At 71.2% G+C, this 16382-nt stretch carries 13 protein-coding genes; 9 read left to right on the forward strand and 4 right to left on the reverse strand.

Features of this window, described 5'->3' with window-relative positions; all coding sequences use genetic code 11:
* Positions 1–14: 14 nt before the first annotated feature.
* Positions 15–731, reverse strand: a complete 717-nt coding sequence (locus O3438_RS02490; RefSeq protein WP_269678367.1) for a TetR/AcrR family transcriptional regulator — start codon at positions 729–731, stop codon at positions 15–17.
* 116 nt (positions 732–847) lie between these two features.
* Here O3438_RS02490 and O3438_RS02495 point away from each other — a divergent pair, with 116 nt between their 5' ends.
* A complete protein-coding gene (locus tag O3438_RS02495; RefSeq protein WP_269678368.1) occupies positions 848–1828 on the forward strand; it encodes an NAD(P)-dependent alcohol dehydrogenase in 981 nt (326 codons plus the stop codon).
* A gap of 92 nt (positions 1829–1920) precedes the next feature.
* Positions 1921–3366, forward strand: coding sequence for a serine/threonine-protein kinase (locus tag O3438_RS02500; RefSeq protein WP_269678369.1), 1446 nt, complete (start codon positions 1921–1923; stop codon positions 3364–3366).
* A 255-nt stretch (positions 3367–3621) separates the two neighbouring features.
* On the opposite strand, the gene O3438_RS02505 is transcribed toward O3438_RS02500, so the two are convergent.
* From O3438_RS02505 to O3438_RS02515, 3 genes are all read right to left on the reverse strand, one after another.
* Positions 3622–4650 (reverse strand): glycoside hydrolase family 11 protein, encoded by a 1029-nt coding sequence (locus tag O3438_RS02505; RefSeq protein ID WP_269678370.1) that lies wholly within the window; start codon positions 4648–4650, stop codon positions 3622–3624.
* A 424-nt stretch (positions 4651–5074) separates the two neighbouring features.
* A complete protein-coding gene (locus O3438_RS02510; protein ID WP_269678371.1) occupies positions 5075–6220 on the reverse strand; it encodes an RNA polymerase sigma factor in 1146 nt (381 codons plus the stop codon).
* Positions 6217–6624: a YciI family protein gene (locus O3438_RS02515; protein WP_269678372.1), complete on the reverse strand. Its 408-nt coding sequence runs from the start codon at positions 6622–6624 to the stop codon at positions 6217–6219. Before O3438_RS02515 ends, O3438_RS02510 begins: the two co-directional genes overlap by 4 nt.
* Positions 6625–6822: 198 nt before the next feature.
* Here O3438_RS02515 and O3438_RS02520 point away from each other — a divergent pair, with 198 nt between their 5' ends.
* The 7 genes from O3438_RS02520 to O3438_RS02550 all read left to right on the forward strand — a co-directional run bounded on the left by O3438_RS02520 (position 6823) and on the right by O3438_RS02550 (position 16250).
* Entirely contained in the window at positions 6823–7278 is a 456-nt protein-coding gene (locus tag O3438_RS02520) for a Fur family transcriptional regulator (RefSeq protein ID WP_269678373.1), read from the forward strand.
* Entirely contained in the window at positions 7275–9551 is a 2277-nt protein-coding gene (katG, locus tag O3438_RS02525) for a catalase/peroxidase HPI (RefSeq protein ID WP_269678374.1), read from the forward strand. The genes O3438_RS02520 and katG overlap by 4 nt, the downstream gene beginning before the upstream one ends.
* 202 nt (positions 9552–9753) lie before the next feature.
* The gene (locus O3438_RS02530) at positions 9754–11049 is read left to right on the forward strand and encodes a glycosyltransferase family 4 protein (RefSeq protein ID WP_269678375.1); all 1296 of its coding nucleotides are present in this window, start codon (positions 9754–9756) and stop codon (positions 11047–11049) included.
* 254 nt (positions 11050–11303) lie between these two features.
* Positions 11304–12728 (forward strand): O-antigen ligase family protein, encoded by a 1425-nt coding sequence (locus tag O3438_RS02535; RefSeq protein ID WP_269678376.1) that lies wholly within the window; start codon positions 11304–11306, stop codon positions 12726–12728.
* 24 nt (positions 12729–12752) lie between these two features.
* Positions 12753–13808 carry a Wzz/FepE/Etk N-terminal domain-containing protein gene (locus O3438_RS02540; RefSeq protein ID WP_269678377.1) on the forward strand — a complete coding sequence of 352 codons (1056 nt, stop codon included), beginning with the start codon at positions 12753–12755 and terminating at the stop codon, positions 13806–13808.
* A 22-nt stretch (positions 13809–13830) separates the two neighbouring features.
* On the forward strand, positions 13831–15402 hold the full coding sequence (locus O3438_RS02545; RefSeq protein WP_269678378.1) for a flippase: 1572 nt from the start codon (positions 13831–13833) through the stop codon (positions 15400–15402).
* Complete coding sequence (locus O3438_RS02550) at positions 15399–16250, forward strand: sulfotransferase family protein (protein WP_269678379.1); 852 nt, start codon at positions 15399–15401, stop codon at positions 16248–16250. The genes O3438_RS02545 and O3438_RS02550 overlap by 4 nt, the downstream gene beginning before the upstream one ends.
* Positions 16251–16382 lie beyond the last annotated feature (132 nt).

The raw sequence follows: 16382 nt of genomic DNA on the forward strand, positions 1-16382 counted from the left end.
CGTCCGCGGATGTCTCAGTGAGGTCGTCGTGCGGACGCCCACCCGTGGTGGTGCAGCCGTTCGATGCCGTCGAGAAGCAGGTCCAGGGCGAACTCGAACTCGAACTGGTCGTCGCAGCCCTGCCCGAGGACGGACTCGTCGTCGTGCGACGCCGCCATCGCGATCTCCGCGACGTGCGGGAACCGGGCTGCGATCTCCGGCGGTAGGGCGGTCGGTGGGTTCGTGTCGGCCCTGCCGCTCCGACCGGCGCGGCGGTCGGCGTCGAAGAGTTCCTGACTGAAGCCGAGGATCCGGCTGCCCATCGCGTGCATCACGTGGTGGGTGAGGTCGACGGAGAAGCCGCCGGCCCGGAACGTCCCGATCATGGAGTCGAGGTAGGCCAGGATGGCCGGTGTCGCCATGTTCCGCGACTCGATCGCCAGTGGCGCCCAGGGGTGGCGCTGAAGGACCTCCCGCGCCGAGAGAATGCGTCCGCGGACCGCGCGCTTCCAGTCGGTGCCGGGCTCGGACGCGCGGATCTCGCCGACGACCACGTCGATCATGCCGTCGAGCAGTTCGTCCTTGTTGGCCACGTGTTTGTAGAGGGCCATCGGCACGACGCCCAGGTCCTGCGCGAGGTTGCGCATGCTGAGAGATTCGATCCCGGCCTCGTCGGCGAGCGCGACGGCGGCGCGAAGGACCCGGTCCCTGCTCAGCGGCGTGCGGCGCAGCGTCTCCGCCTGCTCGGCCATCTCGCTCCTCGTCGTCCGGTGGACAACCGAACCCTAGACCTCTTGACGGGTGTACGGCGTACACCTAGCCTGTGAAGCGTCAGGTGTACGCCGTACACCTAGGAAGGGGTGAAGCCATGAAGGCGATCGTGCAGGACCGGTACGGCCCACCCGAGACGCTCACCCTCGCGGACGTGGACACTCCGGTGCCCGCCCCCGACGAGGTGCTCGTGCGGGTGGAGGCAGCCGCGCTCAACGCGTACGACTGGCATGCCATGCGGGGCGACCCACGGATGGCGCGCCTGGCGCTGGGGCGGTCCCGGCCCCGAGCGCGCATCCGCGGCCGCGATTTCGCCGGCCGGGTCGAGGCCGTCGGCGCGCGCGTCCGACAGGTCCGCCCGGGCGATGCCGTCTTCGGTGACCTCGGTGACGCCAACGGGGCGTTCGCGGAGTACGTGTGTGTGCACGAGAACCTGGTCGCGGCGAAGCCGGCGAACCTGACCCCGCAGCAGGCCGCCGCCCTGCCGCTGGCCGGCGTCACCGCGCTCATGGGTCTGGACGCCGGGCGGGCCGGGCCCGGCCATCGGATTCTGGTCAACGGTGCCTCCGGCGGCGTCGGCACTCTCGCGGTCCAGTTGGCCACGGTGCTCGGCGCGACAGTGACCGCCGTGTGCAGCACCCGCAACGTCGACCTGGTCCGTTCCCTCGGCGCCGAGCACGTCGTCGACTACACCCGCGACGACTTCGCCCGCGACACCCGCCGCTACGACGTGGTGTTCGACCTGGTCGGCAACCGCTCGCTGGGGGCGCTTCGGCGGGTGCTGACCCCGACCGGGACGTTGGTGCTCTCCGGCGGGGGTGTGTACCGCGGAGGCAGCCTCCTCGGGCCGATCGGCCTGATCGCGCGCGGCCGGCTGCTGGCGCCGTTCGTCCGGCATCGCATCGTCGTCCTCACGGCCGTCCCCGGCCGGCATCACCTGGACACGCTCCGCGTCCACGCCGAAACCGGTCGCCTCACCCCGGTCATCGACCGGGACTATCCCCTCCACGAGGTGCCACTGGCGATGCGCTACCTGGAGGGCGAGCACGCGCGGGCCAAGGTCGTGATCACCGTCTGACCGGCCGCGACGGTCCGCTGCGACACGGAATCTGGGACTTGACGTCGCGTCGCGGTGCTTGAGATCGGGGAGACCGGGGTACCGAAAGTGTCATGCCGATTGTGGGGCAAGTCGTCGGAGACCGTTACCGTCTGGTCGAGAGCATCGCCAGCGGTGGGATGGGTGACGTCTGGCGGGCCGTCGACGAAACCCTGGACCGCTGCGTCGCGGTCAAGATGCTGCAACCCCGGTTGGTCACCGACCCGGGCTTCGGCGAGCGGTTCCGCCGCGAGGCCCGCGCGATGGCGGCGCTGCGTCACCCCGGTGTCGCCCAGGTCTACGACTACGGTGAGGTGTCCGGGCCCGACGCGCCGGTCCTCGCGTACATCGTCATGGAGTGTGTGCAGGGGCAGCCCCTGTCGGAGCGGATCGCCGAGGTCGGCCGGCTGGGCGTCGCCGAGACGATGTCGATCGCCGCGCAGACCGCCGGTGCGCTCCAGGCCGCACACGACGCCGGCGTCGTGCACCGGGACGTCAAGCCCAGCAACCTGATCATCGAGCCGGACGGGCACGTCGTGCTCGTCGACTTCGGTGTGGCGGTGACGCAGGAGGCGGCGAGCCTCACCGGCACGAACCAGGTCGTCGGCACCGCCCTCTACATGGCACCTGAGCAGGTCACCAGGAACGAGACCACCCCGGCGATCGACATCTACGCACTGGGGGCCGTCGTCTACCACTGCCTCGCCGGCAGGCCCCCGCACCAGGGCGAGAACGCCGTCGCGGTGGCGCTGCGGCATCTCGAAGAGGAGCCGGCGCCGCTGCCCGGGGACGTCCCGGAGGCGGTCCAGCGGCTGGTCGCCACCGCGATGGCCAAGGAGCCCGCCCGTCGCTTCCCGACGGCGGCGGCCATGGCCACGGCGGCGCAGGCACTCACGGATTCGTCCGACCAGTCGCTGCGGACCGCCGTCGCAGCGCCGATCGGGGCACCCGTCGAGCGCACCGAGGTCCAGCGTCCGGTCGTCGGCAGCGCGGCGAAGCGGTCGGGCGGCCCGGGGCCGAAGGTGCTCGCGGCGCTGCTCGGATCGATGGCCGCCGCAGCCGCCGTCCTGGTCTTCGCCGACCCCACCGGGCTGATGCCGGGCCGGACCGGGCAACCGTCGATGCCACCCACCGTGTCGCCGACGGTGCCGTCGCAACGCGATCCCGGCCCTGGCGCCGGCGGCGGTGACCCGGGCACCCGAGGTTCTGCGGGCCTGCCGGTCAGCGTCACTGGCTCTGCGCCCACGACCCCGGCGCCCGGCGGCTCGGCCGCTGCGGGAACGGACGGCCAGTCGCCGTCTCCCGGTGCGAGCACCGGGGGAGGGCCCGCGCCCACCTCGTCCGAGAGCGCCCCGACCGACCCGACGACAGCACCCACCGGGGGTACGACGGCGGCGCCGACCGAGACCTCCTCGGAGGAACCCGAGGGGGAGCCCGAGGAGGAACCCGTGGCGGACCCGACGAAGAAGCCGTCGGCGGAGGACTCCGCAGACGAGACCCCATCGGCACCGCAGCCCTAGTACCGCACCAGCGCGCCCCGTCGCCCGTCGCCCGCCGCCCAAGATTCGCGCAACTTCCCTGATGTTGCTGCGTCCGGAGCTGGGGAGACACCATCACCCCTGATGTTGCGCGGATCGTGGCAGCGTGCGCGCTCGGCCGGGGCCGCGCCGGTGCCCGGCGCCGGTCGCCGGCGCGACTGGCCGGCCTGTTGATGCGACTCTGGCGTGGCGGCCGAAGCCGCCACGCCAGAGGTGTGACTCAGGAGATGCCCAGGGTCAGCTGGTTCGGCAGCTGACCGTCGGCCAGGTCCAGTTGCCGTTGGCCATGATCGTGATGCCGAAGTTGTTGCCGTTGCCGTTCGGCCTGGCCGTCACGGTGCCACTGGAGCCGCTGACGGAGGCGTTCCAACTGTTCTGGATGCTCTGGCCGCCGTTGAGACCGAGGCTGACCACCCAGTTGTTGGTGCCGCTGACCGCGACGTTCAGGTTGAACCGGTCACCCCACTGCTGGCCGGCGGAGAGCGTCGCGTTGCAGTTGCCGGTGCCCGGGTTTCCGGTGGTGGGAGGGGTGGTCGGGTTGCCGCCGCCGCCCTCCCAGACGGTGATGTCGGAGCTGCCCTGGCTCTGGTAGCCCTCGGTGGCCATGATCTGGTAGGCGTGGTTGCTGCCGAGGTTCAGGCCGGCGCGGGCCCAGGCGTCGAAGTGGTTGGCGGTGGTGATGGTGCCGCTCGACCGCTTCTGCTGGCGGACGCTCCAGTACTGGTAGAACGTCTGGTTGCCGTCGATCGACGGGGCGTTGACCCGCTGGCTGCGCAGGATGTCGTACGTGCCGCCGTCGGTGGTGACGGTGCCCATCCGGGTGGCGCCGCTGCTCGGGTTGTAGCTACCGAAGTTCTCCACCACGTAGTACTCGATGAGCGGGTTGCGCGTCCATCCGTACAGGGCGAGGTAGGTGTTGTTGTTCCCCGGGTTGTAGGTGCCCGAGTAGCTGACCGTCCGCCGGTTGCCGGTCGCCCAACCCTTGCCGCCGACCCAGTTGTTGGTGCTGCGGTCCCAGCTGCTGGAGTAGCGACCGTCGGCACGCAGCGTCATGCTGGCGTTGCCGCTGTCCTTCCAGAACGAGAAGTAGTACCCGTTGTGGGTGCCGGTGAGGTTCGAGGTGAGCGTCCGGTCCGCCTCGGCGTACGCGTTGGTGGCCGTCATCGTGCCGGCGACGGCCACGACGGCGGCGCACGCGGCGCCGAGGAGCAGCCGTAGCCGGCCGCGCCTCTGTGGTGCGATGGGGATGTGGCTGGTGTCGCTCATGTACGTGTTTCCTCCTCGTGACGGCTGGCGGGGGGCCAGCAATGCGGCACGTCTCGGCTGGCTGCCGGTGGTCGGGTGGCGGCCACTGTCGTCGTACCGCGTGGTGGTGGTTGACCGGTCGTCCTGCACGACGAGCGGAGGATTGGATCGCGGTATCCGGTGCACGACGGCGATTGAATGCCGTCGATGGGGACCGTATTAACCTGGCTGTCGCCTTGTCAACAATTTCCGGAAACATGGCGGTAGGTCGGCGACGGCCGGTGGGTTGTCGCAGGCTGACGTCTCGCCAGGTCAGTAGTCGATCAGCGCCGTCCGTAAGCCGTAATGATCGTTCTGGACACGTGGATGACTGGCCGAAAACTTCCGAACACTTTCCGGACCGTAATCATCCGATGATCGGCGTCGTGCCAGGGGTGGGGACGGGTCAGCGGGACCGGCCGGCGTTGAGCCGCGCGGCCTGGCGGGTCAGGTGGTCGCGCTCGGCGAGGTTGGGCGCCTTCCGGGCCGCCTCGGCGTACAACAGTGCCGCCGTCGCCACATCGCCGTCGCGTTCGTGCAGGTACGCCGCCACCGCCGTGTAGCGGGGCAGGGACTCGTCCAGCGCCGCGAGCGCCGCGAGGCCGGACCGCGCGCCGTCGGCCTCGCCGACGGCCACCGCGCGGTTGAGCCGGACGACAGGACTGTCGGTCAGGCGGGCGAGTTCGTCGTACCACTCGACGATCTGCACCCAGTCGGTCTCCTCGGCGGCGGGAGCGTCCGCGTGCAGTGCCGCGATGGCGGCCTGGGCCTGGAACTCGCCCAGCCGGTCGCGGGCGAGAGCCGCCTGGAGGATCGTGACGCCCTCGGCGATCGACTCGGTGTCCCACCGGCTGCGGTCCTGTTCCGCCAGGGGCACCAGGCTGCCGTCGGGTGCGGTGCGGGCGGCGCGCCGGGCGTGGTGGAGCAGCATGAGGGCGAGTAGTCCGGCCACCTCGGGATGGTCGATCGTCGCCCGGAGTTGCCGGGTCAGCCGGATGGCCTCGGCGGCGAGGTCGACGTCGCCGGAGTAGCCCTCGTTGAAGACCAGGTAGAGGACGCGCAGCACTGTCGCGACGTCGCCGGGCTGGTCGAACCGCACGCCGGAGACGGTGCGCTTCGCCCGGCTGATGCGCTGCGCCATGGTCGCCTCGGGGACCAGGTAGGCGTGCGCGATCTGCCGGGTGGTCAGACCTCCGAGCGCGCGCAGCGTGAGCGCGACCGCCGACGACGGCGTCAGCGACGGGTGGGCGCACAGGAAGTAGAGCCACAGCGTGTCGTCCACCGCCGACGCGGGCCCCGGTGCCGGTTCCTCGTCGACGGCGTCCTCGCGTCGGCGGCGCGCCGCGTCCGCCCGGGTCGCGTCGAGGAACCGGCGCCAGGCCACGGTGACCAGCCAGCCCTTCGGGTCCCGCGGCGGGTCGGCCGGCCAGACGCGAACCGCCTCGACCAGCGCGTCCTGCACGGCGTCCTCGGCCGCCGCGAAGTCGACCCCGCGGCGGACGAGGATGCCGAGCACGCTCGGGTTGAGGCCTCGGAGCACTGACTCGTTCACTCGGTGATGGTGGGCGGCTCGGTCAGGAACGGACGCAGTTCGAGCCACTCGTGGATCGGCTTCCCGCCCGCTCCCGGGGCTGCCGACAACTCCCCGGCCAGCTCGACGGCGCGCTCGTAACTGTCGACGTCGATCACCATCCAGCCGGCGATCAGGTCCTTGGTCTCGGCGAACGGGCCGTCGGTGACCGGCGGGCGACCCTCGCCGTCGTACCTGACGAACGTCCCGCTGGGGGCGAGGGCCTGACCGTCGACGAACTCACCGCTCTCCTCGAGGCGCGCGGCGAAGTCGCGCATGTACTGCATGTGGGCCGAGACCTCCGCCGGCGTCCACTGGTCCATCGGCACGTCGTTGACCGCCTTGGGGCCGCCTCGGTAGTGCTTGAGCAGCAGGTACTTGGCCATCGTGGTTCTCCTTGACGCTGGTGTGCGACCCGTCGTGGTCGCGTTCACCCCGGGGACGAAGCCGGGTGTCGGTTCTCGACATGGCCGTCCGGATTATTTCTACTATCGCGGAGGACCTGGGTGAACTCTTCGCCACGGAGGCGCGTGAACCCGGGCAAAACTTGATTGGTTCCAGAAAAGTGGGCTAGTGTTCGGCGAGTGATGTCCGACTTCGAGGCGCAACTGCGGGCCGCCTCGCTGCGGGTGACCCGGCCTCGATTGGCGGTGCTCGCGGCGTTGCGCGACCACCCGCACGTCGGCACCGACGCCGTGATCGCGCTGGTGCGGGCAGATCATCCGACGATCTCCCACCAAGCGGTGTACGACGTGCTGCGCGTGCTCACCGACGCCGGTCTGGTGCGGCGCATCCAGCCGGCCGGCGCGACCGCCCGCTACGAGTCCCGGGTCGCGGACAACCACCACCATGTCGTCTGCCGCACCTGCGGCGTGATCGCCGACGTCGACTGCGCCGTCGGTCACGCCCCCTGTCTCACCGCCCCGGACGACCACGGGTTCGTGGTCGACGAGGCGGAGGTCGTCTACTGGGGCACCTGCCCCGACTGCGCGACCGCCCGTACGCCCCAGAGATCCGCAAGCTCGGAAGGAAGTTCATGAGCGACACCCAGGACAACCGCCCCACCAGTGCACAGGGTGTGGACCAGAAGGCAGCGGCCGGCTGCCCGGTGGCGCACGACTCGGTGACCGCGCACGGCAGCGAGAGCGAGAACCCGGCGATCGACTCGCCGACCCCGAAGACCGGCGGCCGTCCGCGCACCAACCGGGACTGGTGGCCCAACCAGCTCGACCTCTCGGTGTTGCACGCCCACTCGTCGAAGGGCAACCCGCTCGGGGCGGACTTCAGCTACGCCAAGGAGTTCGCGAAGCTCGACGTCGAGGCCCTCAAGCGGGACATCGTCGAGGTGCTCACCACCTCGCAGGACTGGTGGCCGGCCGACTTCGGCCACTACGGCGGCCTGATGATCCGGATGAGCTGGCACGCCGCCGGCACGTACCGCATCGAGGACGGTCGCGGTGGCGCCGGCGACGGTGGCCAGCGTTTCGCCCCGCTGAACAGCTGGCCGGACAACGCCAACCTGGACAAGGCTCGTCGGCTGCTCTGGCCGGTCAAGCAGAAGTACGGCCAGAAGATCTCCTGGGCCGACCTGCTCGTGCTGGCCGGCAACGTGGCCCTGGAGTCGATGGGCTTCAAGACCTTCGGCTTCGGCTTCGGCCGTGAGGACGTCTGGGAGCCCGAGGAGATCTTCTGGGGTCCGGAGGACACCTGGCTCGGCGACGAGCGGTACGCCTCCGAGAAGGAGATGACGCCCGGCGTCGGCTCGACCGAGATGGGTCTGATCTACGTCAACCCGGAGGGTCCCCGCGGCAACGCGGACCCGGCCGCCGCGGCGCACTTCATCCGGGAGACCTTCGGCCGGATGGCGATGAACGACGAGGAGACCGTCGCCCTCATCGCCGGTGGTCACACCTTCGGCAAGACCCACGGTGCCGGCGTCGCCGACAACCACGTGGGCCCCGAGCCCGAGGGTGCCCCGCTGGAGGCGCAGGGCCTGGGCTGGCTGAGCACCCACGGCAGCGGCAAGGGCGGTGACACGATCACCAGTGGTCTGGAGGTGACCTGGACCGACGTGCCGACGCAGTGGAGCAACCGCTTCTTCGAGATCCTGTTCGGCTACGAGTGGGAGCTCACCACGAGCCCCGGCGGCGCCAAGCAGTGGGTGGCCAAGGACGCCGAGGCGATCATCCCGGACCCGTTCGACCCGGCGAAGAAGTACAAGCCCACGATGCTCACGACGGACCTGTCGCTGCGCGTCGACCCGGCGTACGAGAAGATCTCGCGCCGCTTCCTGGAGAACCCGGACGAGTTCGCGCTGGCGTTCGCCAAGGCGTGGTACAAGCTGTTGCACCGCGACATGGGCCCGATCGAGCGTTTCCTGGGTCCGTGGGTGGCCGAGCCGCAGCTCTGGCAGGACCCGGTGCCCGCCGTCGACCACGAGCTGGTCGGTGACGCCGATGTCGCCGTGCTCAAGGCGAAGGTCCTGGAGTCTGGCCTGACGACCGCTCAGCTGGTCTCCACCGCCTGGGCGTCCGCCGCGAGCTTCCGGCACACCGACAAGCGCGGTGGCGCGAACGGCGCCCGGATCCGCCTCGAGCCGCAGCGCAACTGGGAGGTCAACCAGCCCGAGCAGCTGGCGACCGTCCTGGGCGTCCTGGAGGGCATCCAGCGGGAGTTCAACGAGGCCGGCGGCGCGAAGATCTCGCTGGCCGACCTCATCGTGCTGGCCGGTTCGGCCGCCGTCGAGAAGGCGGCCCGTGACGCCGGCGTCGAGGTGACGGTGCCGTTCCGTGCGGGTCGTACGGACGCGACCCAGGAGCAGACCGACGTCGAGTCGTTCCGCGTCATGGAGCCGCGCGCCGACGGTTTCCGCAACTACCTGCGTCCGGGTGAGAAGACCCAGCCGGAGGTGCTGCTGATCGACCGCGCGTACATGCTCAACCTGACCGCGCCGGAGATGACCGTCCTGGTCGGCGGTCTGCGCTCCCTCGGTGCCAACACCGGTGGCGCCCAGCACGGTGTCCTCACCGACCGGCCGGGCCTGCTCACCAACGACTTCTTCGCGAACCTGCTGTCCCCGGGCACCCGGTGGAGCGCGTCGAAGTCCGAGGAGCACGTGTACGAGATCCGCGATCTGGCGACCGACGAGGTGAAGTGGACCGCCACGGCGGTCGACCTCATCTTCGGTTCCAACTCGCAGCTGCGTGCCCTCGCCGAGGTCTACGCCAGCGAGGACGCCCGGGCCAAGTTCGTGGCCGACTTCGTGGCCGCCTGGACGAAGGTCATGGAGCTCGACCGGTTCGACATCGCCTGACAGCTCGACACGAGCCCCGGCCGATCCGTCAGTGATCGGTCGGGGCTCGTCCATGTCGACGTCACGTGGATGACATTCCACGGGTCGCGAATCCCACTGATGATTTTTTTGTCCGCTGATCGCTGGTGTACGGCCCAATACGTGACAAGGTGTTCATCTGCCCGGGTGACGGGCGCGGACCCTAGTCACGCAGGGAGTCATCGTGGCCCAACCCGACCTGCAGGCCGAGGAAGCGGACCAACACGCGGCACGTCCCGCGATTCCCCGGCAGCGGGCCCAGGCGGCCCGGATCGCCCCGTCGACCGGGCCGGACCTCGTCGGCCCCGGGTGGCGTCCACTGCGGATCGCGATGATCGGCCAGAAGGGAATGCCGGCCACCTACGGCGGCATCGAACGGCACGTCGAGGAGATGGCCAGCCGGCTGGCCGGCTTCGGGCACGAGGTCACCGTCTACTGCCGCCGCAGCTACGGGAAGATGCCGGCCCAGCACTACCGGGGCGTACGCCTGCGCGAGGTGCCCACCATCGCGAGCAAGCACCTCGACGCCATCGTGCACGCCGCCACCTCGACCGTGGCGGCGATGACCGGACGGCCCGACATCGTGCACTACCACGGGCTCGGGCCGGCCCTGGTCGCACCGGTGCCCCGCTGGTTCTCCCGCTCGGGAGTGGTGTTGACGGTGCACGGATTGGACAACCAGCGGGCCAAGTGGGGCCTCGCCGCGCGTACGGTGCTGGGCAGCGCCCACTGGCTCAGCGGCTACGTCCCGCACCAACGGGTCGCCGTCTCCCGCGGGCTCGCCACCCACTACGAGACCCGGTTCGGCCGGCCCACGACCTACATCCCGAACGGCGTCAACCCGGCCCGGCGGGCGTCGAGCCGGCAGATCGAGGCCCGGTTCGGGCTGGCCCCCGGTGGCTATCTCCTGCTGGTCGGCCGGCTGGTCCCGGAGAAGGCCGCCGACCTGCTGATCCGGGCCTTCCGACGTCTCGACACCGGAATGCGGCTGGCGATCGTCGGCGGGTCGTCGTTCACCGACGACTACGTGGACCAGCTGCACCGTGCCGCCGAAGGGGACGACCGGATCGTCTTCACCGGGTTCGCCTACGGCGACCTCCTCGCCGAGCTGTACGCCAACGCCGCCGGCTTCGTCCAGCCGTCCCGCCTGGAAGGGCTGCCGTTGACCCTGCTGGAGGCGGCCGCGTACGGGCTTCCCGTGGTCGCGAGTGACATCGCACCACACGTGGAGGTGCTGGACTCGGACGCCGCTGGAGGCCGGTTGTTCCGCGACGGCGACGAGGACGACCTGGTCCGGGTGCTGACCGCGCTGCTCGGGGACCTGGCGGGGGAGCGGGCCGGTGCGACGGCGCTGGGTGACCGGGTCACCGAGACGTACAGCTGGGACACCGCCGCCCACGAGTTGGAGCGCCTCTACTTCAGCCTGGTCCCGGCGACGCGCAGGCGGTCCAGGGCGCGACTGCCGGACCGCGACGGCTGACCGTACGGTCCCTTCGCCGGCGCGACGTCGGGTCAACCTCGCGGGGGACCGACACGTCGGTGCAACGGCCCCTTCTTCCGGCGAGGTGACGGGGCTAGATTGAACCGATCTTGTGCCGGGAGGACATCGGTTGGCCGCGCCCGGCAGCGGCCGGGCAGCGTCGATTCGGTTCAGTGGGATCAGTGGGACAACACACGCAGCAGGTGGTCGATGCGGAACTACCCGGTCACTCGCCGGGCGGCGGGACTCCGCCGATGAGCAACAGGGTGGACACGACCCGCCTGCTCACCGGCGCGGCGGCGCTGGCCGCCGCCGTCGTGGCGGTGGTCGCGGGAGTCTCGATGGCGGCCGGTGACCGTAGGGGCATGGTGCTGCCACTCGCGGCGGTCGCGGGCGTCGCGGTGGCCGTCCTCGCGCTGACCCGCTTCTCCGGGTACGTGCTGCTCATGCTCGCGGTCCGCTCCTGCGTCGACCTCTTCAAGCTCACCGGACCGAGTGCCGGCCAGGCGGACTCCGCCGGCGCCGCCCGGGTGGCGGACCCGTCCACACTGCTCGCGGTGCTGTTCCTCCTCGCCGCCGGGCTCTGGTTGGCCGCCCAGCTCAGCCGGCACGGGCGGTTGCGCGGCTCGCCGCTGGGGTGGGCGATGCTGCTCGTCGGGGCCAGCAGCGTGGTGAGCGCGCTCGGCGCGACACGGCCGGCGAACAGCCTGTTGGAGGCGCTGCGGATCCTCACCGTGGTGGTGATGTTCGTGGTGCTGGAACAACTGATGCCGAACACCGCGGCGATCCGTCGGATCCTGCTCGCCTGCTACGTCTCGCTGGTGCTGTCGCTCGGTTACACGGTCGTCCTGTCGCTGCTCGGCAACCCGCCGGCCGAGGTGAAGGGCGACTTCACCCGGATCAGTGGCACGTTCAGCCAGTCGACCACGTTCGGTCGCTACCTGATGTTCATGGTGATCTTCGGGTTCGCGGTGTACCGCTTCCTGGGTCGCCGCCTGCGGGTCACACTCGGCGTGCTGCTCGGGCTCTCGTTGCTGTTCCTGTTGCTGACCAACACCCGCAGCGCCCTGCTCGGCGCGGCGATCGGTCTGGTCGTGGTCGCCGTGCTGCACCGCAGTAAGCGGATGCTGGTCACCCTCTGCGTGGTGGCGGTCGCCGGGGTGGCCCTGGTGCCCGCCGTCGGCGAGCGGTTCGCCCAACTCGGCAACTCACGCGCTGTCGGCGGGGATCCCACCGGGAACACCCTGGCGTGGCGGATCGGCTACTGGACCGAGATCGTCACGCTGGCCGACCGTAATCCGGTCACCGGCATCGGGCCGAACATGACCCAGCGCGAGACCGACGAGGCGAAGAAGCCGCACAACGACTTCCTCCGGGCGTACGTCGAGACCGGGTTGCTCGGTCTCGGGGCGTACCTGATGATGCTTATCGCCATCCTGCACACCGCGCGTCGGGCGCTGCGGCGGGCGCCGCCGGGCACCTTCGAGCGCGGCGTCGCTGTCGGTTTCACCGGTTGCGCCGTCGCGTTCGTGGCGGTCAGCGCGGCGTCCAACGTTATTTCCAATGTGGTTACGCTCTGGTATTTCGTCGCGTTCGCTGCGGCGGCCAGTGCGATCGCCCGCCACCCGGCTCCTCAGGTGGCCGGTGAGCAGCCGCGAAGCACGTCTGTCCCGGTCTGAGTGAACGACAGCATTGGGGAAAAAGTGGAGATCGTCGACTACCTGCGGGTCGCCCGACGGCGCCTCTGGGTACTCGTGGGGGTGCCGCTGGTCGCCACCGGCGCGGCGGCCGGCATCGTCCTGCTCGCGCCACAGCAGTACAGCGGCACCGCATACGTGGCGGCGCCGGCGTTGGTGGGCGGGGCGGCCGGTACGCAGTACACCGGCACGCAGGCGGCGAACCAGTTCGTCGCGGCCTTCGGCGCGGCGGTCACCTCACCCCGGGTCCTCGCCGACGTGGCCGGTGACACCGGGGTGACGCCGGAGCGGCTGCGCGACGGCCTCGCCGTCACGCAGGTCGGCGCGAGCAGCCAACTGGAGGTGACGTACACCGCCGGCGACCGGGCGACCGTCGCGCCGGTGCTGGGCGCGACCACCACCCGGGCGCTCGCCTTCCTGTTCTCCTCCCAGGTCGGCATCGCCACCAGCGAGGTCGAGGCGGCCAACGCCGACGTCACCGCGGCCACCAAGGCGATCGGTGAGTGGGAGAAGGCCAACAAGGTCTCCCAGCCGGACCGGATCTACCAGGCGACGCTGGGTGAGCTGACCAGCCTGCGGCAGCAGCAACTCTCCATGCAGGCGGTCGGCAACAGCCGGGGTACGGCCGCGGCGGCCGCCGCGATCACCGCCGCGCAGCGGAAGCTCGACGAGCTGGGGCCGAAACTGCCCGACTACCAGGCGCTGCTCGCCCAGCGGGACGCGGCGACCGGCGCGCTGTCGCAGGCCCGGGAGGGGTTGCAGGCGGCCCGGGCTCAGGCCCAGGCCGCCGATCCGAAGCAGGTGACCAGCATCGGCGAGACGCACGACGTGAGCCGGGCGGCCGAGCTGGTGCGTACCGCGCTGCCGGTGGGCGGCGCGGGTCTGCTGGTCGGGGTGCTGCTGGTCGGTGTCCTCGAACTGCTCTCGCGGGCACGCCTGACCCCTCGCCCGACCACCACGCCGACCCCGAGCGGCCCGGCGCCGGCCAAGCCGCAGGTGCCGGCGCAGGCGCCGGCCGAGCCGCCGGTGCCGGCACAGACCGTGCCCTCGGCACGGTCGTGACTGCCCGGGACCGGGCCGCCAGGTGCGCGGCGAGCTGACCGGCCGGCCACCGGCCCCGCCGGAGACCGGCGACCAGCAGGTACGCGGCATGGCGCGCGGCGGCATGCTGAACCTGGCGAGCGCGGTGCTCAGCCAGGTGGCGCTCTTCCTGGTCATGCTGTTGCTGGCCCGCGTGCTGGGCGTACGCGAGCTGGGCCGGTACGCCCAGGTCTACGCCGTGCTGTCGTTGCTCGGGCTGCTCTCGCTGTCCGGTTTCCGCGCCGGGCTGACCCGGTTCGTGGCGGTGCACCTCGCCGACGACGATCCGGCCGCGCTGCGGGGCGCGATCCGCCTCGGGATCGGCATCTCGGTCGTGGCGTCCACTGTCATCGCCGTCGGTCTGGCGGTCGGCGCGCCGTGGCTCGCCGGGGCGCTGCACGACCCGCAGCTCAGCACCGGTCTGCGGTTGGTCGCGCTGTGCCTGCCCGCCTCGACCGTCTGCGAGGCCGCCCTCGCGGCCACCCGGGGTTGGCGTACCCAACGGGCCTACGCGCTCATCGGCCAGGTCTACGAACCGGTCGCCCGGCTGGTGCTCACCGCTGTGGCGCTCGTCGTGGGGTCGGGCCTGACCGGCGCGTTCTGGGCCCTGGTGGTGGCCAGCTGGAGCGCCGCCGGTTTCGCTCTCGTGGCGCTCGCCCGGATGGTCCGTCGGGTGCCGGCCGCCCGGCCCGCGTACCGGCCGGGGGAGCTGTTCCGCTTCTCCACTGTCAGCTGGGTCTCCTCGCTCTCCTCGACCGGGCTGATCTGGGTGGACGCGTTGCTGCTCGGGTTCTTCGACTACGGGCCCGACGCGATCGGCGTCTACCACGTGGCGACCCGGCTGGTGACGATCGCGGTGTTCGTGCTCGCGCCGGTCAACGCCTCGTTCGGCCCGCACCTGGCGCACCTCTACCACCAGGGTCGGCTGGACGAGGTCCGCCGGATCTACCGGGTCGCCACCGGTTGGGTGCTGCGACTGTCGCTTCCGGCGTTCGTGGCGTTGCTGGTCTTCCCGGAGCAGTTGCTGCGCCTGGTCGGTGGGCCCGGCCTGGTCGGCGGTGCGGCGGTGACTGTCGTGCTGGCGCTCGGCCAACTCGTCAACGCCGCCACCGGGCCGTGCGGGACGCTGCTGAACATGTCGGGCCGGGTCTCGGTCAACATGGTCGACAACCTCGCCGCCCTGGTGCTCAACGTGCTGCTCAACCTGTGGCTCATCCCGGCGCACGGGATCCTCGGCGCGGCGGTGGCCTGGGCGGTCTCGTTGGCCGCGGTGAACGTCGCCCGGGTCTGGCAGGTGCGCGCGCAGGTGCACACGGTGCCCGTGACGAACGGCATGCTCAAGGGGCTGGCCGCCGCGGTGTTCGCGTTGGCCGTCGGGTTCGGTGTGCGGTGGCTGGTCGAGGGCTGGGCCACGCAGCTCACTGTCGGTCTGACTGCGATCGTGGGGGCGTACTGCGCCGGGGTGCTCGCTCTCGGGCTCAGTCGGGAGGACGTCATGGTGCTGCGTTCGGTGACCCGTCGGGGCGGCCGACGCGCCGCCCTGGCCGGCGGTCCCGCCGCGAAGGTCGGCTCGTGAACGCGTCCGGTCGACGTCAGGTCACCGACCACCTGCGCCGCGGCGTCCGCGCGACGCGGGCGTGGGGACGCGCCGCGCGGCCGGGCGAGCCCGGCCCGCTGCCCGACTTCCTGGTGATCGGCGGTCAACGCTGCGGCACCACCTCGCTGTACCACCACCTCGCCGCGCATCCCCGGGTACGGGTGGCCACCGGTAAGGAGTTGCAGTACTTCAGCGTCCACCATGGTCGGGGCACACGCTGGTACCGGGGGCACTTCCCGCGCCTCGCCCCGGACGAGCGCACGTTCGAGGCGAGCCCCTACTACCTTTTCCATCCGGAGGTACCGTCCCGGGTCGCGGCGGCCCTGCCGCAGGCCCGCTTCGTCGCCCTGCTGCGGGACCCGGTGCAGCGGGCCTACTCGCACTACCTGCACACCCGCTCGTACGGCCTGGAGCCGCTGACCTTCGCCGACGCGCTCGACGCCGAGGAGGAGCGGCTCGCCCGGGCGACGCGCGGCGGCCCGGACACCCGCACCGCGCACCGGGCGTTACGCAACCACTCGTACGCCGCCCGGGGCCGCTACGCCGAGCAGGTCGAGCGGTGGTTCGCGCACGTCCCCCGGGAACGGATCCACGTCGCCCGGACCGAGGACCTGCACGCCGACCCGGCGGGCACGTACGGCGGGATCCTGGACTTCCTCGACCTGCCGGCCTTCACACCCGAGACGTTCACCCGGCACACCCGCCGCGTCGACGAGGGCGCCTCGCAGCTCACCCCGCAGCTGCGGGACCGGCTCAGCGCGTACTTCGCGCCGCACAACGCCCGCCTGGCGGCCCTGCTCAACTGGCCCGACCCCTGGCCCGGCTAGCGTACGGCGCTGGCCGGTCGACGAGGTGACCGACGGTCACCTCCGCCGGGGTGGATGCGGCATTGAGCGTTATACCTCAGGGTCATATTTATGACTCTGAGGTATAACGCTATTCGGCACATCGACATGGGC

This window comes from Micromonospora sp. WMMC250 (assembly GCF_027460215.1).
GTDB classification, from domain to species: Bacteria; Actinomycetota; Actinomycetes; order Mycobacteriales; family Micromonosporaceae; genus Micromonospora; species Micromonospora taraxaci.

Bases quoted from the DNA above. Each gene is read 5' to 3' on its own strand.
- O3438_RS02500 (WP_269678369.1), top strand. From the start codon at position 1,921: ATGCCGATTGTGGGGCAAGTCGTCGGAGACCGTTACCGTCTGGTCGAG.
- O3438_RS02495 (WP_269678368.1), top strand. From the start codon at position 848: ATGAAGGCGATCGTGCAGGACCGGTACGGCCCACCCGAGACGCTCACC.
- O3438_RS02515 (WP_269678372.1), bottom strand. From the start codon at position 6,624: ATGGCCAAGTACCTGCTGCTCAAGCACTACCGAGGCGGCCCCAAGGCG.
- katG (WP_269678374.1), top strand. From the start codon at position 7,275: ATGAGCGACACCCAGGACAACCGCCCCACCAGTGCACAGGGTGTGGAC.
- O3438_RS02490 (WP_269678367.1), bottom strand. From the start codon at position 731: ATGGCCGAGCAGGCGGAGACGCTGCGCCGCACGCCGCTGAGCAGGGAC.
- O3438_RS02505 (WP_269678370.1), bottom strand. From the start codon at position 4,650: ATGAGCGACACCAGCCACATCCCCATCGCACCACAGAGGCGCGGCCGG.
- O3438_RS02535 (WP_269678376.1), top strand. From the start codon at position 11,304: ATGAGCAACAGGGTGGACACGACCCGCCTGCTCACCGGCGCGGCGGCG.